The sequence below is a fragment of the Cesiribacter sp. SM1 genome (assembly GCF_020178975.1).
Classification (GTDB): Bacteria; Bacteroidota; Bacteroidia; order Cytophagales; family Cyclobacteriaceae; genus Cesiribacter.
Window position 1 is genome coordinate 101,307 of sequence record NZ_JAHXBU010000046.1, and the last position, 17,726, is coordinate 119,032.

The 17,726-nt window shown below is 48.2% G+C and carries 19 protein-coding genes; 15 read left to right on the forward strand and 4 right to left on the reverse strand.

The window, feature by feature from the left end; translation table 11 throughout:
- Positions 1-60: 60 nt before the first annotated feature.
- The 10 genes from KWJ01_RS10510 to KWJ01_RS10555 all read left to right on the forward strand — a co-directional run bounded on the left by KWJ01_RS10510 (position 61) and on the right by KWJ01_RS10555 (position 8,277).
- A complete protein-coding gene (locus tag KWJ01_RS10510) occupies positions 61-711 on the forward strand; it encodes a DUF3347 domain-containing protein (RefSeq protein WP_224996396.1) in 651 nt (216 codons plus the stop codon).
- A 666-nt stretch (positions 712-1,377) separates the two neighbouring features.
- Positions 1,378-2,034, forward strand: coding sequence for a DUF3347 domain-containing protein (locus KWJ01_RS10515; RefSeq protein WP_224996397.1), 657 nt, complete (start codon positions 1,378-1,380; stop codon positions 2,032-2,034).
- Positions 2,035-2,194: 160 nt separating this feature from the next.
- The gene (locus tag KWJ01_RS10520; RefSeq protein WP_224996398.1) at positions 2,195-2,767 is read left to right on the forward strand and encodes a DUF177 domain-containing protein; all 573 of its coding nucleotides are present in this window, start codon (positions 2,195-2,197) and stop codon (positions 2,765-2,767) included.
- Between the two features lie 22 nt (positions 2,768-2,789).
- Positions 2,790-2,981, forward strand: a complete 192-nt coding sequence (rpmF, locus tag KWJ01_RS10525; protein WP_224996399.1) for a 50S ribosomal protein L32 — start codon at positions 2,790-2,792, stop codon at positions 2,979-2,981.
- Positions 2,982-3,184: 203 nt separating this feature from the next.
- Positions 3,185-4,183: a beta-ketoacyl-ACP synthase III gene (locus KWJ01_RS10530; RefSeq protein WP_224996400.1), complete on the forward strand. Its 999-nt coding sequence runs from the start codon at positions 3,185-3,187 to the stop codon at positions 4,181-4,183.
- A 64-nt stretch (positions 4,184-4,247) separates the two neighbouring features.
- The gene (efp, locus tag KWJ01_RS10535) at positions 4,248-4,814 is read left to right on the forward strand and encodes an elongation factor P (protein ID WP_224996401.1); all 567 of its coding nucleotides are present in this window, start codon (positions 4,248-4,250) and stop codon (positions 4,812-4,814) included.
- 2 nt (positions 4,815-4,816) lie between these two features.
- The gene (gene accB / locus KWJ01_RS10540; RefSeq protein WP_224996402.1) at positions 4,817-5,320 is read left to right on the forward strand and encodes an acetyl-CoA carboxylase biotin carboxyl carrier protein; all 504 of its coding nucleotides are present in this window, start codon (positions 4,817-4,819) and stop codon (positions 5,318-5,320) included.
- Between the two features lie 54 nt (positions 5,321-5,374).
- Positions 5,375-6,718: an acetyl-CoA carboxylase biotin carboxylase subunit gene (gene accC / locus KWJ01_RS10545; RefSeq protein ID WP_224996403.1), complete on the forward strand. Its 1,344-nt coding sequence runs from the start codon at positions 5,375-5,377 to the stop codon at positions 6,716-6,718.
- A 57-nt stretch (positions 6,719-6,775) separates the two neighbouring features.
- Positions 6,776-7,453, forward strand: coding sequence for an outer membrane beta-barrel protein (locus KWJ01_RS10550; protein ID WP_224996404.1), 678 nt, complete (start codon positions 6,776-6,778; stop codon positions 7,451-7,453).
- A gap of 158 nt (positions 7,454-7,611) precedes the next feature.
- On the forward strand, positions 7,612-8,277 hold the full coding sequence (locus tag KWJ01_RS10555) for a porin family protein (RefSeq protein WP_224996405.1): 666 nt from the start codon (positions 7,612-7,614) through the stop codon (positions 8,275-8,277).
- A 92-nt stretch (positions 8,278-8,369) separates the two neighbouring features.
- Here KWJ01_RS10555 and KWJ01_RS10560 read toward each other — a convergent pair whose 3' ends face one another.
- Positions 8,370-9,515 carry an FAD-dependent monooxygenase gene (locus KWJ01_RS10560; RefSeq protein WP_224996406.1) on the reverse strand — a complete coding sequence of 382 codons (1,146 nt, stop codon included), beginning with the start codon at positions 9,513-9,515 and terminating at the stop codon, positions 8,370-8,372.
- A 76-nt stretch (positions 9,516-9,591) separates the two neighbouring features.
- Here KWJ01_RS10560 and KWJ01_RS10565 point away from each other — a divergent pair, with 76 nt between their 5' ends.
- The gene (locus KWJ01_RS10565) at positions 9,592-10,179 is read left to right on the forward strand and encodes a TetR/AcrR family transcriptional regulator (protein WP_224996407.1); all 588 of its coding nucleotides are present in this window, start codon (positions 9,592-9,594) and stop codon (positions 10,177-10,179) included.
- 140 nt (positions 10,180-10,319) lie between these two features.
- On the opposite strand, the gene KWJ01_RS10570 is transcribed toward KWJ01_RS10565, so the two are convergent.
- The gene (locus KWJ01_RS10570) at positions 10,320-10,880 is read right to left on the reverse strand and encodes a DUF3109 family protein (protein ID WP_224996408.1); all 561 of its coding nucleotides are present in this window, start codon (positions 10,878-10,880) and stop codon (positions 10,320-10,322) included.
- Positions 10,881-11,168: 288 nt separating this feature from the next.
- On the opposite strand from KWJ01_RS10570, the gene KWJ01_RS10575 reads away from it, so the two are divergent.
- Positions 11,169-13,460 (forward strand): ATP-dependent helicase, encoded by a 2,292-nt coding sequence (locus KWJ01_RS10575; protein WP_224996553.1) that lies wholly within the window; start codon positions 11,169-11,171, stop codon positions 13,458-13,460.
- A 91-nt stretch (positions 13,461-13,551) separates the two neighbouring features.
- On the opposite strand, the gene KWJ01_RS10580 is transcribed toward KWJ01_RS10575, so the two are convergent.
- Both KWJ01_RS10580 and KWJ01_RS10585 read right to left on the reverse strand, forming a co-directional pair.
- Positions 13,552-14,142, reverse strand: coding sequence for a DUF4136 domain-containing protein (locus tag KWJ01_RS10580; protein ID WP_224996409.1), 591 nt, complete (start codon positions 14,140-14,142; stop codon positions 13,552-13,554).
- A gap of 127 nt (positions 14,143-14,269) precedes the next feature.
- Positions 14,270-14,848: a DUF4136 domain-containing protein gene (locus tag KWJ01_RS10585; RefSeq protein WP_224996410.1), complete on the reverse strand. Its 579-nt coding sequence runs from the start codon at positions 14,846-14,848 to the stop codon at positions 14,270-14,272.
- Positions 14,849-15,097: 249 nt separating this feature from the next.
- Here KWJ01_RS10585 and KWJ01_RS10590 point away from each other — a divergent pair, with 249 nt between their 5' ends.
- From KWJ01_RS10590 to KWJ01_RS10600, 3 genes are all read left to right on the forward strand, one after another.
- A complete protein-coding gene (locus KWJ01_RS10590) occupies positions 15,098-15,751 on the forward strand; it encodes a DUF4290 domain-containing protein (protein WP_224996411.1) in 654 nt (217 codons plus the stop codon).
- Between the two features lie 3 nt (positions 15,752-15,754).
- Positions 15,755-17,071: a UDP-N-acetylglucosamine 1-carboxyvinyltransferase gene (gene murA / locus KWJ01_RS10595; RefSeq protein WP_224996412.1), complete on the forward strand. Its 1,317-nt coding sequence runs from the start codon at positions 15,755-15,757 to the stop codon at positions 17,069-17,071.
- Between the two features lie 111 nt (positions 17,072-17,182).
- A complete protein-coding gene (locus tag KWJ01_RS10600; protein ID WP_224996413.1) occupies positions 17,183-17,704 on the forward strand; it encodes a DUF421 domain-containing protein in 522 nt (173 codons plus the stop codon).
- Positions 17,705-17,726: the final 22 nt, after the last annotated feature.

The window sequence follows — 17,726 nt, forward strand, 5'->3', positions numbered from 1 at the left end:
AAAGAATTTGCAGTCAAATAGAAAATACTCAATACTCAACACCTAACACAAACACATCAAATGAAAAGAACATTTTTAACCCTAACTGCAGCCTGCAGTATGTTTTATGCCACAGCCTGCAACGAGCGGGAAAGCAAGGAAGAAAAGGACCCCGAAGTTGAAGAGCTCATCCAGGAAGACAGCCTGGACCAGAATACAGAACGGGAGCAGTTGAGTAATGATCATTTTGTAGATACTGAAGCAGCCTTCAATTCATTCAACCAGGTAACTGCCGGAGCGAAAGCCCAGATGAAGGAGCTCACCAGCCATTACCTTGAGATAAAAAATGCCCTAGTTGCCAGTAATGCTGCTGCAGCAAAAGAGGCTGCTTCTAAACTATCAGCGCCACTGGATAGCTTCAATGCCACCAGTCTTCCGGCAAAACAGCAAAACCTGTACATGGAGCAGGCTGGTGCCATCAGGGAAGCAGCAAACGGCATAACCAAAGCGCAGGATATTGAAACACAGCGCAAGCACCTCGGCACTCTTAGCCAGGCGCTGTACGTGCTTAATAAATCCTTTGGTACCGGAGAGAACCAGCTCTATCACCAGTATTGCCCTATGGCCAACAACAACAAAGGCGGCTACTGGCTAAGCGCCGAAAAAGAAGTCCGCAACCCCTACTTCGGCGATAAAATGTTGAAATGTGGTAAGGTGGCGGAGACGCTGTAAGGTATATAGAGACTACTCTTAAAGCTGTTAGACTAAATAATTAGCCTGTGTATTCTGGCATCCGAAGGTATAGGGTACACTGGTTAATTGTTTTTACGAACACTTGTGCTCCCTACAATCATGAATGATGGCTAAAGTATGAGTAGATTTTCCCGTGGCGCCAAGCACGAAAAGCGCGCATAGCCTAAGCTACGTGATGCTTTTCGTAATGATTGCTGCGGATAAAGTTGCCATAGATTAGCCGAAAGTTGTGCTTTAGGGAACACTTGTTTTAGCAGTTTTAAGGCCTCCTTCTACTAACAGGAACAAAGCTTGATGCCACCAGGGTACATTGAACTCATCCCTCCTGTTTCAATTCAGGCACAGGTATCTATGGTAAAGCAGGTATAAATATGTAATCAGAATGCCAGCAACAAGCCAGCAGCTATCTCTGGAGCATGTACCCCCGGGATGGATCTGCTGTAGCTATTGGCAGGAAACAATCATTTACAGCACAGGCGTGTAAGCACTGGTAAAAGCATGACAGACCCCAATTTTTAATTCAGGCTGTTTACAAACTAAATAGTAAGCTTTACTTTTATGGGCCTGCATTCGGGCACTACAAACCAGCAAATAAACATTATAGCAGATTAGACAATTATCTATTTAACGCTCAAAACCATGACTATGAAAAAAACTGTTCTTTATACCACAGCTTACCTGCTGATAGCCCTCGGCGCATGCAATTCCGGATCTGAGGAGCATGCAGCAGCCACCGAAGAAAATAGGGCTGTACAGTCAGAAGACCTGCATGATAAGCATACCAATGTGGCAGATCTAAGCCGCGAGGAGCATATTAAACTGGTGAAGGCCGAACCGGTGCAGACATTTAATAATGTAAACGAGATAGCCAAAACTAACCTTGGCACCCTTACAGATCAGTACCTGCAGCTTAAGGAAGCCCTGGTGGCATCTAGTGCACAACAAGCCAGCAATGCAGCTTCTGCCATGCTCAACAGCCTGAAGGCCTGGGATGGCAATAACCTTGAATCAGATCAGAAAGATTTTTACCAGCAACGAAGCAGCTCCATGCGTGATGAACTGCAGCCTATGGTAGGTGAAAATGACCTGGTAAAGCTGCGTGATCATTTTGCCCGCCTCAGCAAACCTATGACCGAGTTGGTGAGTGCCTTTGGCACAGGCCAGGGCTCCCTCTATTACCAGTACTGCCCTATGGCATTCGATAACAAAGGCGGGTACTGGCTAAGCAGCACCAAAGAGATCCGCAACCCATTTTATCCGGAAGAAATGCTCACCTGTGGCCGTGTAGAGAGAACACTCTAAGTAACAGGTATGGGGCTTTGAAGCCCCATACCTGTTTCAGCAACTATTTTAGGTGAACTGGTGTTAATCCTATACAAGAACAAGACTCCGGGAGGCAAAAATGCCTGTGAGTCTTTTTTTATCTAAAAACTATTCATAACTTTGCAACCTTGAATTCGAGATGAGCAGCAAAAAGACTTGGGAACTGTACGATATAGATGTTTATCGGCTGCCCAATGGCGAACATCTCTACGAGATGCCGCTGAACAACGAGTTCTTTTCTTTATTTGATTTTGGACTGCTGGAGAAAGGTACCGGCACTGCTAATATACGTTTAGTAAAAACTGAAACCATGATCACGGTAACTGCCGAGGTTGAAGGTGCAGTGGAACTAACCTGCGATAGAAGCCTTGAAGAGTACCCACACCCCATATCATTGCAGGAGGTGCTGTATATAAAGTATGGCGAAGAAGAAGAACCTCTTGAAGATGATCTGCTGATGATCACACGGAATACCCAGAAAATTAACCTGGCACAGTTCCTTTACGAGATCATCGGGGCTTCGCTACCCATGAAAAAGATTCATCCTGATTATCGCCGTGAAGACGACGACGATGAAGATGACTTAAGCGAAGGCACCGTAGTGTACAGCAGTGGTAATGAAGAAGAAGAAGATACAGAAGCAGGTGAAGAAAACAGCGAAGATAATGTAGATCCCCGCTGGCAGATCCTGAAAAATTTACGCGATAACTAGAATTTATATAAACGGATAGAAAATGGCGCATCCTAAACGCAGACATTCATCAACCCGCAGAGATAAGCGCAGAACGCATTACAAAGCAGAAGCACGCAACATCGCTGTTTGTCCGGTAACGGGCGAGCCACACCTGTGGCACCGCGCTTACTGGCACGAGGGCAAATTGTACTACAAAGGACAGGTAGTACTGGAAAAAGAAGTACTGGCATAAGCCAACTCATATGATAAAAAAAGCCTTATACCGGCGGTGTATAAGGCTTTTTTTTATAGCATAATCTGAACCCTTTCTCGCTTCTGCACCCGCCGCAGTTGCATCTTTCACGTTTAGGGTTCATTTTTGCATTACACTGTTTTGATGCCGGCATAAAGTGTCCAGCACTTAAAGCGGCATAAATAGAAGGAAGAAACCCAAGCATGAGCAATATCAAAGCTGCTATTACAGGCGTACAAGGGTATGTACCCGATTATGTGCTCACCAATAAGGAACTTGAGAAAATGGTGGATACCACAGATGAGTGGATCACCACCCGAACCGGAGTTAAAGAGCGTCATATTTTAAAAGGTGAAGGGCAGGGCACCTCTGTAATGGGAATAGAGGCGGTGAAGGGACTTTTGAAAAAGACCAACACCCATCCCAGTGAAATAGACCTGCTGATCTGTGCTACGGTTACCCCAGACATGGTTTTTCCGGCAACTGCAAACCTGATTGCCGATGCCGTAGGTGCCAAAAACGCCTTTAGCTACGATATTGGGGCAGCCTGCAGCGGTTTTCTATATGCACTGACTACCGGTTCGCAGTTTATAGAAACCGGTCGCTACAAAAAAGTAGTGATTGTTGGTGCCGATAAAATGTCGTCTATCGTAGACTATACCGACCGCACCACCTGCATTATTTTTGGCGATGGCGCCGGCGCAGTTATGCTCGAACCTTCTGTAGAAGGCTTTGGCATACAGGATCATATTTTACGCAGCGATGGCTCCGGAATGCCGCACCTGCACATGAAGGCCGGTGGCAGCCGCCGCCCGGCTAGTGTTGAAACTGTAATGGCAAAAGAGCACTTTGTATACCAGGAGGGCTCTGCTGTTTTCAAATTTGCTGTTACCAACATGGCCGATGTTTCTGCCGAGATCATGGAAAAAAATGGTCTTGCCAGTGAGGATGTTTCCTGGCTGGTGCCACATCAGGCCAATAAACGCATTATTGATGCTACCGCCACCCGCATGGGTGTTGGCAGCGATAAGGTAATGCTCAATATTCACCGTTACGGAAATACCACCAGCGGCACCATACCCCTTTGTTTGTGGGATTATGAGCAGCAGCTGAAAAAGGGAGATAACCTGGTACTGGCGGCCTTTGGTGGCGGCTTTACCTGGGGTTCTGTATGGGTGAAATGGGCCTACGACCCGAAATAAGACAAACTACTTTTTGTAATTAAGGTTAAAAGACTAACTTAAGCAGGATTTTCTACTATTCGCTATGGCATCTACTGCAGATTTCCGTAACGGACTTACCATTGAGTTCAATAACGACCTGTTCTCGATCATAGAGTTTCAGCACGTAAAGCCCGGCAAAGGTGCCGCTTTTGTACGTACTAAACTCAAAAGCGTTACCACCGGTAAAGTTATTGAAAACACATTCTCTTCGGGCACTAAAGTTACTACTGCCCGCATTGAAAAACGTCCGCACCAGTTCCTTTATAAAGATGATTACGGCTACCATTTTATGGATAGCGAATCGTTTGAACAGGTAACCCTGGAAGAAAGTAAAATTGAAGCAGCCAGTCTGCTTAAAGACGGCCAGCTGGTAGACATACTTTACCACGCCGAAACAGAAACCCCACTTAGCTGTGAGCTGCCTCCTTTCGTGGAGCTGCAGGTTACTTATACTGAGCCGGGTATACGGGGCGATACCGCTACCAGTGCCTTTAAACCTGCCACACTGGAAACAGGTGCAATCATTCAGGTTCCACTTTTTATTGATCAGGACGAAGTGATACGGGTAGATACCCGCACCAATTCCTATTCTGAACGCGTAAAGAAATAACTATGAAACCACAGGAAATTCAGGAACTAATAGACTTTATCTCCAAATCAGGCCTGGATGAGGTAAACATTGAAACCAGCGATTTTAAAATAGCGGTTAAAAAGCACTCTGCCGGCCCGGCAGCAGATGCTTCTCGCGGACTGGCACAGGCTCCGGCGCAGCATCAGCTTACAAATGCCCCGGCACCACAGGCGCCTGCACCACAGGCGGCCGAACAGTCTGCAGCAAGCCAGGCTAAACCAGCCGAAGACAGTGCCAGCAAACGCTACAAAGAGATCAAGTCACCAATGATCGGTACCTTCTACCGCTCTGCCAACCCCGATTCTGCTTCATTTGTTAATGTAGGCGATACTGTTAAGCAGGGACAAACGGTTTGTATCATTGAGGCCATGAAGCTTTTCAATGAAATTGAAGCCGACTTTGGTGGCACCATTGTGAAAGTACTGGTAGAGAATGCCTCTCCGGTTGAGTATGATCAGCCTCTTTTCCTGGTAGATCCTGCTTAAGTAAACCTGTTGCCAAGGGAACAGCTTTGTAGAACACTTAATCAAAAAAGCCTCGTGTTCAAAAAAATACTGATAGCAAACCGGGGAGAAATTGCGCTCCGGATTATTCGCACTTGCCGGGAAATGGGCATCAAAACGGTAGCAGTATATTCAACTGCCGACCGCGAGAGCCTGCACGTACGCTTTGCCGACGAAGCCGTGTGCATTGGCCCCCCGCCAAGCAATAAATCTTACCTGAATATTCCTAACCTGATAGCAGCGGCAGAAATTACCAATGCCGATGCCATACACCCCGGCTATGGTTTCCTTAGCGAAAATGCCGAGTTTAGCCGGGTTTGCAGCGAAAGCGGCATCAAGTTTATTGGTGCCAGCCCGGAGATGATCCAGAAAATGGGTGATAAGGCCACCGCAAAAGCTACCATGCAGGCTGCAGGTGTGCCTACCATTCCTGGTTCTGATGGTTTGCTTAGCTCACAGGAGCAAGGCAAAAAGGTAGCAAAAGAGGTGGGTTATCCCGTAATTCTGAAAGCTACTGCCGGTGGCGGTGGCAAAGGCATGCGGATTGTAAAGGAAGAAAAGGATTTTGAGAAGGCCTGGAATGATGCACGCCAGGAAGCTGGGGCTGCCTTTGGCAACGATGCCCTGTACCTGGAAAAATTCGTAGAGGAACCACGCCACGTAGAAATACAGATCGTAGGAGACCACAGGGGCCGTGCCTGCCACCTTTCCGAGCGCGACTGCTCTATTCAGCGCCGCCATCAGAAGCTGGTAGAGGAAACCCCCTCTCCCATCATGACCGACGAACTGCGCGAAGCCATGGGGAATGCTGCCATCAAAGGCGCAGAAGCCATTGCCTATGAAGGTGCCGGTACCATCGAATTTCTGGTAGACAAGTACGGCAAGTTCTATTTCATGGAAATGAACACCCGTATCCAGGTAGAACACCCCATTACAGAAGAAGTAACCGACTTCGACCTGATCAAAGAACAGATTAAGGTAGCAGCCGGCGATACCATCAGCGGTAAAAACTATTACCCAAAGATGTTCTCCATGGAGTGCCGTATTAATGCCGAAGATCCTGGCAAAGGTTTCCGCCCCAGCCCCGGCACCATTACAAACCTGCACCTGCCCGGTGGCCATGGCGTTCGGGTAGACAGCCATGTATATGCCGGCTATACCATTCCGCCCAATTACGATAGTATGATCGCTAAGCTTATTGTGAGTGCACAAACCCGTGAGGAATGTGTAACACGTATGAAGCGGGCCCTGCAGGAGTTTGTGATCGAAGGTATTAAAACCACCATTCCATTCCACATACGCCTCATGGACGACCCTACTTTCAAATCAGGTATGTTCACTACTAAGTTTCTTGATACTTTCGACCTCGAAGGTTTATAATAATCAGTTTACGAATGTTATCTTAAGCCCGGATTTTTTATGGTCCGGGCTTTTTATATGAAAACACTTCTCCTACTCCTCCTGCTGTTGCTGCCCCTAAGCCTGGTACAGGCCCAAAGTCCCGGCCGCTATGCCTGGGCAGGAATCAGTGCCAACCACTACCGTGGCGACCTCGAAGACGGTCTCTTTCACCTGAACCCGGCCATCCATGCAGGTCTTAAATTTAACCGTGCTAAAAGGTTGAATGGTATTTTCAGCATTGGTTATGGCAGCGTAAGCGGACAAAACCCTGATTTCAACCCTTCGGTACAGCCCCCTATCGCACCCAATAAATACTTCAATACCAGCTTCTTTACGGCAGATTACGCGCTACAGTACAACCTGGTTAAGACGGAGCGCTTTCACCTGTACATCAGCCAGGGCATTGGTCTCTTCCGGTACAACCCTAAGGACGAGCAGGACAGAGAACTACAAAACCTGGGTACTACCCGTCCTTCAGACGAAATCTACGGCAACATCAGCCTGCAGCTGCCTACCTCCCTGGGCACTGCCTTTTTCCTGCCCAACCAATGGGGTCTTGGGCTGCAGGCCTCTTATCTCAACCCGCTTACCGACTACATCGACAATATCGGCCGACTGGGGACAGATAAGGGAAACGATAACGTACTGCAGTTCAGGCTAATGCTGCTGGTGCCTGTTGAAGCGAGCAGAAAGGGCACATCAGAACTAAAATAGCCTCTAACCACCGGGTATGTTCATCTTTATGATAGCAGAAAAAGAGACTTTTCCTGGCGGAATAGATTGCCAGTATCCAAATCATTTTTGAAGTTTGCAGCCCAAACTAAAAGTATGTACTGACCGTACAGGTAAAGCGTTCTACCTAAAACTTAACAATGATGAATATCAATTTTTTCCCCTCTTTATCAGCACTTGCTTTTTCGCTGCTATTGTTTACCGCCTGCCTACCAGCACAGGCGCAAAATAAAACCTGGAGTGTAGGGCCCGAAATTGGCTTGAGCTTTTCGAAATTGGTAGGTGACATGGCGCAGGATCAGCAGTTTAACAGTGGCCTGATGGGTGGTGGCCATATTACCTACAGTACCCGCAATACCTTTGGAATTACCTTTAAGGCCTTATACCACAGGCGTGGCAGCCAGGAGGAATCTTCTGATGGCGTGGTGTACCGTAGTGCCCTCGACTATCTTGAATTTCCGCTGCTGGCAAGGTTCTTCCTGACACCCGGCGGAAAGTTCAGGCCTAATGTATTTGCAGGGCCTTCTGCCGGGTTGCTACTCGGCGTGAAAAATAAAGCGGGCGATGGCGATTATGCCAATGTTACCTCACAGATGCGAGATACCTACACTAATTTTGATTTTGGCCTGACTGCGGGCATTGGCCTCAATTACCTCATTGCAAAAGAAACACGCCTTCTGTTTGATGCCCGTTACCTCTACGGTCTTTCGGATATCAACAACATTGACAGAGTATCGATGAACAACAGAAGTCTTGCTTTTACCCTTGGCCTTTCTTTTGGCCTTACCAAAGCACCCCTGAAATAAGCTGCTAACAAGGCTATCGCTTGTTACAAGATTTCATACATTTATTCTGGCCCGGTTGCAGTAGAGCGTACCGGGCTTTTTCTTTGCTTCCATTATACTTCTACAGCGGTTACATCGTAGCTAAAATACTTATCAAGCATTTTAGCTGAAAGCTTGTCTGGCATCAGGCTTACTGCACCATTCCGTAGCGCTACCAGGAGCGGGTGCTCCAGTTGCCCCATTCTGCCATTCAGCAGGCTTTGCTCAATAACCTCTTTTGTTCTGGGGTAATGCAGTTTTTCGTATTGAGCAAAGGCCTGCTCATACGCAGAATAATGGTGCAGGCAATGGCTTAGCAGGTAAGCTCCTTCTATAGCCATGCAGGCACCCTGGCCAAGGTTTGGTGTGGTTGGGTGGGCAGCATCGCCCAGTAATGTTACCCTTCCCCTGCTCCAGCCTTTGCGGGGCAGGCGATCGCCCAGGGGATTTTTGATGATGTTCTGGCTGTTGTCGAACAGATGGGGAATGGGATAGTGCCAGCCTCCAAACAGTCTTTTGAGCTTTCGCAAGGTACCTTCCGGTTCGTCGCTCTCAGCCTCCTGCTCATTCAGGGTGGCCCACCAGCCAAAAGAATTTCCTTTTATTGGTACAATGCCCACCCGGGCTCCCCTGCCCCAGGTTTCAGACCCGTAGCCCTGGGGCACATCCAGCGCTGCTACGCCTCTCCAGATATTGTAGCCCCTGTAAATGGGGGTACCATCGCCTATAATTTGCTGGCGAACCCTGGAATGTATACCATCGGCGCCAAGCAGCAGATCGAAAGTTTGCTGTTCCTGCTGCTCAAAATTAACCACTACTGCTCCTTTTTCCTCCTGCCTGAATTCAGCCAGGGGGTGTGCCGGAAATAAACGGTCGGGTGGAACATTCTTCAGCAATACTGCATGCAGGTCTGCCCGGTGCATACACACTGCAGGCAAATCATACTGTGGTTTTACCTGGCTTAGTACCCTGCCACTGCTCGTTTTTATGTATGCAGCCTCTATCTCGCCCCAGTAGGGAATTAATTGCTCATAGACCCCGATTTTCCGATAAACCCGAAGCGCATTGGGCCACACACTTAAGGCGGCACCAATCTCCTTAAATGCCGGTGCCTGCTCGAATATACGATAATTGCTAAAGCCAAAGTGCTCCAGTGTAAGTGCAAGGGTGAGGCCGCCAATGCCACCACCAATGATGCCTATTTTGGTTTCCTTATTCATTTTACTACTTTTAGCGCAATTGCGCTATAAATGTAACTATCTGACAATCATTCTAGCGCAATTGCGCTAAAAATATATGGAAACCAAAGACTACATCCTCACCAATGCAACGGAACTCTTTAACAGACAGGGGGCTACGGCAACCTCTATGCGGCAGTTAGCTGCTCATCTCGATATGAGCGACGGAAACCTTAGGTATCACTTTAGAACCAAGGAAGATTTAGTTACAGCCATTTTCAGGCAGATGTTGCTGGAGATGGATGCGGCCATCAATACCGAAAATATAGAGCGTGCTGCATTAATGGAGGAGGTACGAAAGCAGTTTCGTTCTGTTTTCTTTACCATGTACCGCTATAAGTTCCTGTTCATTGAATCTAACCTGCTCCTGAAGCAGTACGAAGTATTCCGTCAATCATTCATCGAACTGATGGAGGCCCGCAAGGCTTTCTTCCTCCATTTTTTCCAGGAATATAAAGCAGATGGATTTTTTAACAAGCAGATTCCCCATGCCCGCTATGAAATGATCTTTGAGCAGATCTTTATCATTTCAGATAACTGGATCAAATACGTAGAGCTCGAACGAACCTCGCCCGATTCGATCGATAAAAAAATAGATCACTACATAGACCTGTGCCTTGTATTGCTGGAGGGGCTGGCGGCTTAATGTGCTGATTGTTTAATGTAAGGGTGTGCCACTGCGACTAGTATGCTCATTATGAAGTGCCGCATAAAAACAACTGCAGCCGCAGACTCCTCAAAATGAGCCATTAGCGCATGAAACAACCAGCACACAATCCACTATTATTAACCTTCAATTTCCTGCACAAGCTCATCGTACCACGCCTGTCCGTATTTGCGGATAAGGGGTTCTTTCAGGAATTTATAGATAGGCACCTGCAGGGAGCTGCCCAGGGTGCAGGCATCGGCACAAATGCTCCAGCGATCGTAATTGAGCGCTTCGAATTCGTCGTATTTGGTAATGCGGATGGGGTATAAATGGCAGGAAAGGGGCTTCATCCAGGCTGTTTTACCATCGCGGTAGGCCTGCTCAAAAGCACACTTCAGCATGCCTTTCTGGTCGTAGGTGGCATAGGCACATTCACGGTTGCCAATGGTTGGGGTCGACCAGTCTCCTTCTTCGTCGAGTATATACAGCCCCTGCTCGGCAATGGCTTTTTTACCTTCTTCTGAAAGATAGGGGGCTACGGCCGGATAAGCTGCAACCACCTCTTTAAGTTCAGCTTCCTCAAGGGGAGCACCAAGATCGCCCTCTACACAGCAGGCACCTTTACACTTGTGCAGGTCGCATACAAAGTGTTCATCACGAATATCGTCGGAGAGTATGGTCTTATCTAAAATGATCATAGCATTATATTGATTGCCTGTGCCCTACTGCCAGTGATGGCTTTCTGCCAGTGGCATGCTGTGAAGCGCGGGCAAAGGTATAAGTAAATTATGGGATTGCCTGCATTTCACGAAGTGCTAACATCAGCAGTGGTACAAGGGGTTCCGTAAATGGAACGATCAAATCACTACTTAACAATAAAATTATTATTGTAACATTTTATTGGGAGTGCCCTGCTTTTTTCAGATAGGGCAAGCATCTGAGCTTTTGAAGCGTTAACTTGCAGAAAGAATATTGTGGAGAACAAATTGGAGTATTTAGCGCAACTCAATGCCCCCCAAAGGGAGGGTGTTATCAATACAGACGGCCCCTGCATGCTGATTGCCGGTGCCGGTTCGGGCAAAACAAGGGTACTTACCTACCGGATTGCCCACCTGATCAAGGAAAAAGGAGTTGATCCGTTCAACATCCTTTCCCTTACCTTTACCAACAAGGCGGCCGCAGAAATGCGCGAACGTATTGAAAAGGTAATTGGTCCGGAGGCCCGCAACGTATGGATGGGGACCTTCCACAGCATATTTTCCAGAATACTACGGGCCGAAGCCAACAAGCTGGGCTACCCCAACAACTTTACCATTTACGATACCGACGACAGCAAATCGCTGCTGAAATCAATCGTAAAGGAAAAGAACATGGATCCGCAGATATACAAGCCAAATGTATGTCTGAACCGTATTTCGGGAGCTAAAAACCGCCTGATAGAGGTAAAGGATTACCTGGCAAACGCTATGTATGCCGAAGAGGATATGATGGCAGGCAAGCCCCGGATGGGAGAAGTGTACAAAGCCTATGCCGAGCGCTGTTTCAGAGCCGGAGCCATGGACTTCGATGACCTGCTGCTCAACACTGCCAAGCTGTTCCGCGATCATCCGGATGTGCTGCACAAGTACCAGCACCGCTTCCGTTATGTGCTGGTAGACGAGTTTCAGGATACCAACGTGGTGCAGTACCTGATCACCAAAAAGCTGGCATCTGTAAACCGCAACATTTGTGTGGTAGGTGATGATGCCCAGAGTATCTATGCCTTTCGCGGCGCCGATATCCAGAACATCCTAAACTTCGAGAAAGATTTTCCCGACCTGAAGATCATTAAGCTGGAACAGAACTACCGCTCTACTCAGAACATTGTTAACTCGGCCAACGCTGTTATTGCCCAGAACCGCTCCCAGCTGAAGAAGAATGTCTGGACAGAAAATATAGAGGGTGAAAAGGTAGAGATTATCAAATCTGCCAGTGATAATGAAGAGGCCAAAGTGGTGGCCTCTACCATCTTTGAGCTGAAGCACAATAACAGGATGCAGAACACCGACTTTGCCATTCTGTACCGCACCAACAGCCAAAGCCGTTCGCTGGAGGAAGCCCTGCGGCGCATGAACATCAAGTACCGCATCTATGGGGGCCTCTCCTTCTATCAGCGTAAAGAAATCAAAGACCTGCTCTCTTACCTGCGCTTTGTGGTAAACCAGCAGGACGAGCAGGCCTTTCGCCGCATCATTAACCTGCCCCGCCGCGGTATTGGCGACACCTCTGTAGACAAAATTGTGGTACAGGCCTACGAACATGGCATGGACCTCTGGGATGTGGTAGAAAATGCCAGCGAGTACCTGGGCGGCCGCGCTGCCGGAGCTGTTGAACAGTTTGCCACCCTTATCAAGCGTTTTAAGATAGAAGCCCAGCACCGCGATGCCTACGAGGTTGCCAGTACCATTGCCAAAGACAGCGGCCTGCTGCGCGAGCTTTATGAGGATAAAACCGTGGAGGGCCTGAACCGCTACGAAAACGTTCAGGAATTGCTCAACGCCATCAAGGAGTTTACCGACAACCCCGAGGCCAGCGACAAAAGTCTGGGAGCTTTTCTGCAGGAGATTGCCCTGCTTACCGATGCCGATAATTCTAAAGATGCCGATCCGGATGTGGTGCAGATGATGACCATCCACTCCGCAAAAGGTCTTGAGTTCAGGGTGGTGTTTGTGGTAGGCATGGAAGAAGACCTGTTCCCCAGCCAGATGATGCTGAACAGCCGTGCCGACCTGGAAGAAGAACGCCGCCTGTTTTACGTAGCCATAACCCGTGCGCAGCACCGGCTGTACCTTAGCTATGCCCTAAGCCGCTACCGCTTTGGCAGGCTAAAGAGCTGCGAGCCCAGCCGTTTCCTGGAGGAGCTGAACCCTGATTGCATCAAGATCAATAAAAAGTATGGAAGCCGCGATGCTGCCAGCCTGGGACCTAACCAGACCGGGGGCAGCAGCAATGGCGGAACTAATAATTTTGCCAAAACACTGGTAGAAGGCTTGCGGAAACAGCCTGTAAACCGCACAGCAACTGCTGCCCAGGTACACCGCCCCTCTGCAAACTTTGCTCCCAGTGACCCTGCGCTGCTGAAGGAAGGTATGCGGGTAGAACACCAGAAGTTTGGCTACGGCAAGGTGGAAGCTCTTGACATGAACGGCGCCAATAAAAAGGCAAAGATACAGTTTGAAATAAGCGGAGAAAAAACCCTGCTCTTAAGCTTTGCCAAGCTTAGGATTGTAGAGGAATAATCACCTTGTTCTAGCTTATAGCGATAAAACAGAGAAAGGCCAGCGAAGTAATTCACTGGCCTTTCTCTGTTTTGTTTTATCCCTGATTGGATTACTCCTGCGGTGGTACCGGATATTCCTCGAAGATATTGTCTACATAGGAGCCTATGGAGCTCTGCAGGGCAAGGGGGTCCACTGAAGTTGGCGACCAACCACGCCAGATGATCTCTTTAGTAGAGGTATCGATGATATCTACCACAAAGCTCCCCTGGGAATATTCTACTTCGCGGATGTAAGACCCCCGCACCCGGTCAATCAGGTAGTACCTGGCGTAATAATATTCTTCTAGCGTAATGGGCGCCAGTAAATCGGGCCTGTAGTAATCGTAGCTTGAATAGATAGGTGTTCGTTCTATGGCGGTGGCTTCCTGGTAAAACGACCTGAACAAGACCAGCAGATCAGGATTCTCCCGATCCAGGCGATAGCCCCGGGCCTGCATTTCCTGATTGACTTCCTGGATCACGGTTTCATCGAAGGCTACCCTGTAGCCTGCAGTATCGCCGCTGGGCAGATAAGCATAGGTAGCATAGCTGCTCAAATCTACACCTGGCACTTTTGCAGTGTTAACCCCCGGTGTTCTTGAACAGGTTGCCGCCAGCAGCCCAATCATCAAAACAAGAAAAAAGGTGCTTCTTAGAATCATTGTACCTACCTGTATGCACTAACCCAACTGCATCTGCCGAACTGCTGATACCGGTAAAGCAGAATACCGGCGCCTCTGCAGGTAACTAACGCCAATGCAGAAGAAATCAATAAAAGGAGTTAACTCACTAGCCCCGGGGCTCTACCGGATACTCTTCAAAAATATTATCAACATAGGAACGGATAGAACTCTCCAGCTCCATGGGATCTACCGGGGTACTCGACCAGCCTCTCCAGATGATCTGTCCGGTTTCCCTGTTGATTACATCCACCACAAAAGTACCCTCGGTGTACTCCACTTCCTGTATGCCATAGCCGGTAAAGGTAGGGTAATTGGCATAGCCAGGATAGTAATAGGTACCTAAAGTAGCCGGGCTGCGGAAGCCGGCACCATAATAAGGATATGTTGTTGCAACCGGTGTTCTTCTTAATTCCTCCTCCTGCTCGTACATAGATTTGACCAGAACCAGCAGATCGGGATTCTCACGGTCAAGGCGGTAACCCCGCGCCTGCATTTCCTCGTTAACTTCGCGTATTACGGTTTCATCAAACACTACCCTGCTGGAAGCAGTATCGCCGCTTGGCAGATAGGCATAGGTCTGAAAATTAGTGAAGTCAACATCAGCTGCCTCATCTGTGCGTACCGATGGACTGCAGGCAGCCAGTGCCAGTAGAATAAATGCAACAAATCCAGAAAAATACTTCATCACTTTTAGCTTAAAGAACTAACTTCGCCTGTTTATTTGTATTATTTTGTACTGGGCAGGCACTTCCCATCAGTTTCTACAATCCTGTAGCACATAAATTGTTCTTAAATATTAAGAAACTTATTTTGACGTACGCATCAGGTATAGGCTGCCTCCTTTTTACATTAGAAAACCTTTCTTTACCTTAGTAGCGGGTTGCAACAGGTTTTAGAAACCAAACAACCTTGCTGAAAACTGATTATCTATTTTATGATCGAAGCTGTAAAACAATTAAGCTATAATGCCAAGCGCCCCAATATCATCCTGAAGGATTATGGCCGCAACATCCAGAAAATGGTGGAGTGGATTAAGGGGATCGAAGACCGTCATCAGCGCACCCGTTATGCATATACCCTGGTGGAAATGATGAAGCAGATCAACCCCATCATGAAGGAGTCTGAAGAGTATAACCAAAAGGTTTGGGATGATCTTTTTATTGTTGCAGGATTTGACCTGGACATTGACAGTCCGTACCCTAAACCTGCCCCTGAAAACATTGGCCGTAAGCCCCGCCTGCTGGAGTACTCCACTAATAAGATCAGGATTCGCCACTATGGCAAAAACATAGAAGTGCTTATCGATAAAGCCATAGAGCTGGAAGACGAAGCCGAACAGGAAAATGCGGTGGTAACTATTGCCCGCCTGATGAAGAGTTTCCACTACATCTGGAACAAAGAAACAGTTGACGATGCACTGGTACTGAATAACATTGACCAGCTTAGCCGCGGTAAACTTAAGGCCCTTACAGACCGCTTGAAAGAAGAAGGCATGCCACAGCAAAACCAGCGCCGCAGCAATGGCGGCAATGGCAGCAAACACAGTGGCGGAGGTAGAAAGAATTTTTCCAATAAAAGACGCAAGTAAAGAATGTCTGCACTACGAGTTGTAGGGGGGCAGCGCCTAAGTGGCGAAATAGTACCCCAGGGAGCTAAAAACGAAGCACTGCAAATCCTTTGTGCTGTGCTGCTTACCGAAGAGCCGGTAACCATTCATAAAATTCCCGATATTGTTGATGTAAACAAGCTGATTGAGCTTTTGGGCGACATGGGCGTGCAGGTAGAACGGCTTGGAGCCGAGTCTTACCGTTTTACGGCCAAAAGTGTAAACCTGGAGTACCTGGAGTCTCCGGAATACCGCAAGAAAGCAGCTTCACTCCGTGGCTCCATTATGGTGCTCGGGCCGCTTTTAGCCCGTTTCGGCAAAAGCCGCATACCAAAGCCGGGGGGCGATAAAATTGGCCGCCGCCGCCTCGATACCCACTTCCTGGGTTTCCAGAGCCTGGGCGCCAAGTTCAATTACGAGGCCGACAGCCAGTTTTATAACATTGATGCCAGCAACCTTAAGGGCACCTATATGCTGCTCGATGAGGCCTCAGTAACCGGTACTGCCAACGTAATTATGGCAGCCGTGCTGGCACAGGGTAAAACCACCCTCTACAATGCTGCCTGCGAACCATACATTCAGCAGCTTTGCGCCATGCTTAACCGCATGGGTGCAAAAATCAGCGGTATTGGCTCTAACCTGCTGTACATAGAGGGCGTTGAGCGCCTGGGAGGTACCGAGCATACCATGCTGCCCGATATGATCGAGATTGGTAGCTTTATTGGTATGGCCGCCATGACCGGTTCAGAGATTACCATCAAAGATGTACGGATAGATATGCTGGGCATGATCCCGGATGTATTCCGTCGCCTGGGCATACAGCTGGAGATTCGCGGTGACGATATTTATGTGCCCGCACAGGAGCACTACCAGATCGATACCTTTATTGACGGCTCTATTATGACGATTGCCGATGCCCCCTGGCCCGGCTTTACGCCAGACCTGCTCTCCATTGTGCTGGTTACTGCCACACAAGCCAAAGGCACGGTGCTCATACACCAGAAAATGTTCGAAAGCCGCCTGTTCTTTGTAGATAAGCTCATGGATATGGGTGCGCAGATTATCCTTTGCGACCCGCACCGCGCTACCGTAATAGGCCTGGACCGAAAGTATACGCTTAAAGGCATTAAAATGACCTCTCCTGATATACGTGCCGGCGTTGCCCTGCTTATTGCAGCCCTATCGGCCAAGGGAGAAAGCATTATTTATGCTGCAGACCAGATTGACCGTGGCTACTCACACATTGTGGAGCGCCTGCAAAAACTGGGTGCCAAGCTTGAGCGCATCGATGCAGATGCATAAGTTTTGCACAACAAAGCTTTCAAATGATTTTACGCTTTGCATAACAACCGGCCCCAGGGCCGGTTTTTTGTTTAAACAGCTGTCTAATTAGAATAACAAGCATACCAGCCAATGAAAGAAACAGATCCTTTTTCATTTGATGGAGAAATGGTAATATGGGGTTTAGCCAGTGCCTCGCTGGTTTTTATACTTGTTATTGGGCTTACCCGTCTGTTTGGTCTTAGAAGCTTTGCCCGTTTAAGTACTTTCGACTTTGCCTTTACACTGGCCAAAGGTGCACTTATTGCAAGCATTGCCCTGAATGACGACATAGGCTTTTTTGAGGGTGCCGTTGCCCTGCTCACCATCTACCTCTTTGAATGGGCAACGGCTTCACTGCGCAACCGCTTTGAGCTGGTAAACAAACTGGTGAGCAACAAGCCGGTATTGCTCATGTATAAGGGAGAATACCTGATGAAAAACATCAATTCAACACGGGTAAGCCTCGATGATATTCATTTTGCCATGCGGCAGGCCAATGTTCAGCAGTTTGGCGAGGTAAAGGCAGTAATTGCAGAGCCAACCGGCCAGATAAGTGTCCTGACAGGCGAGCCTGCAACTGTAGAAAAGTTATTGGAGGGTGTAGTTCGCTAAGCGAAATCAGGCCGGCGGCTGT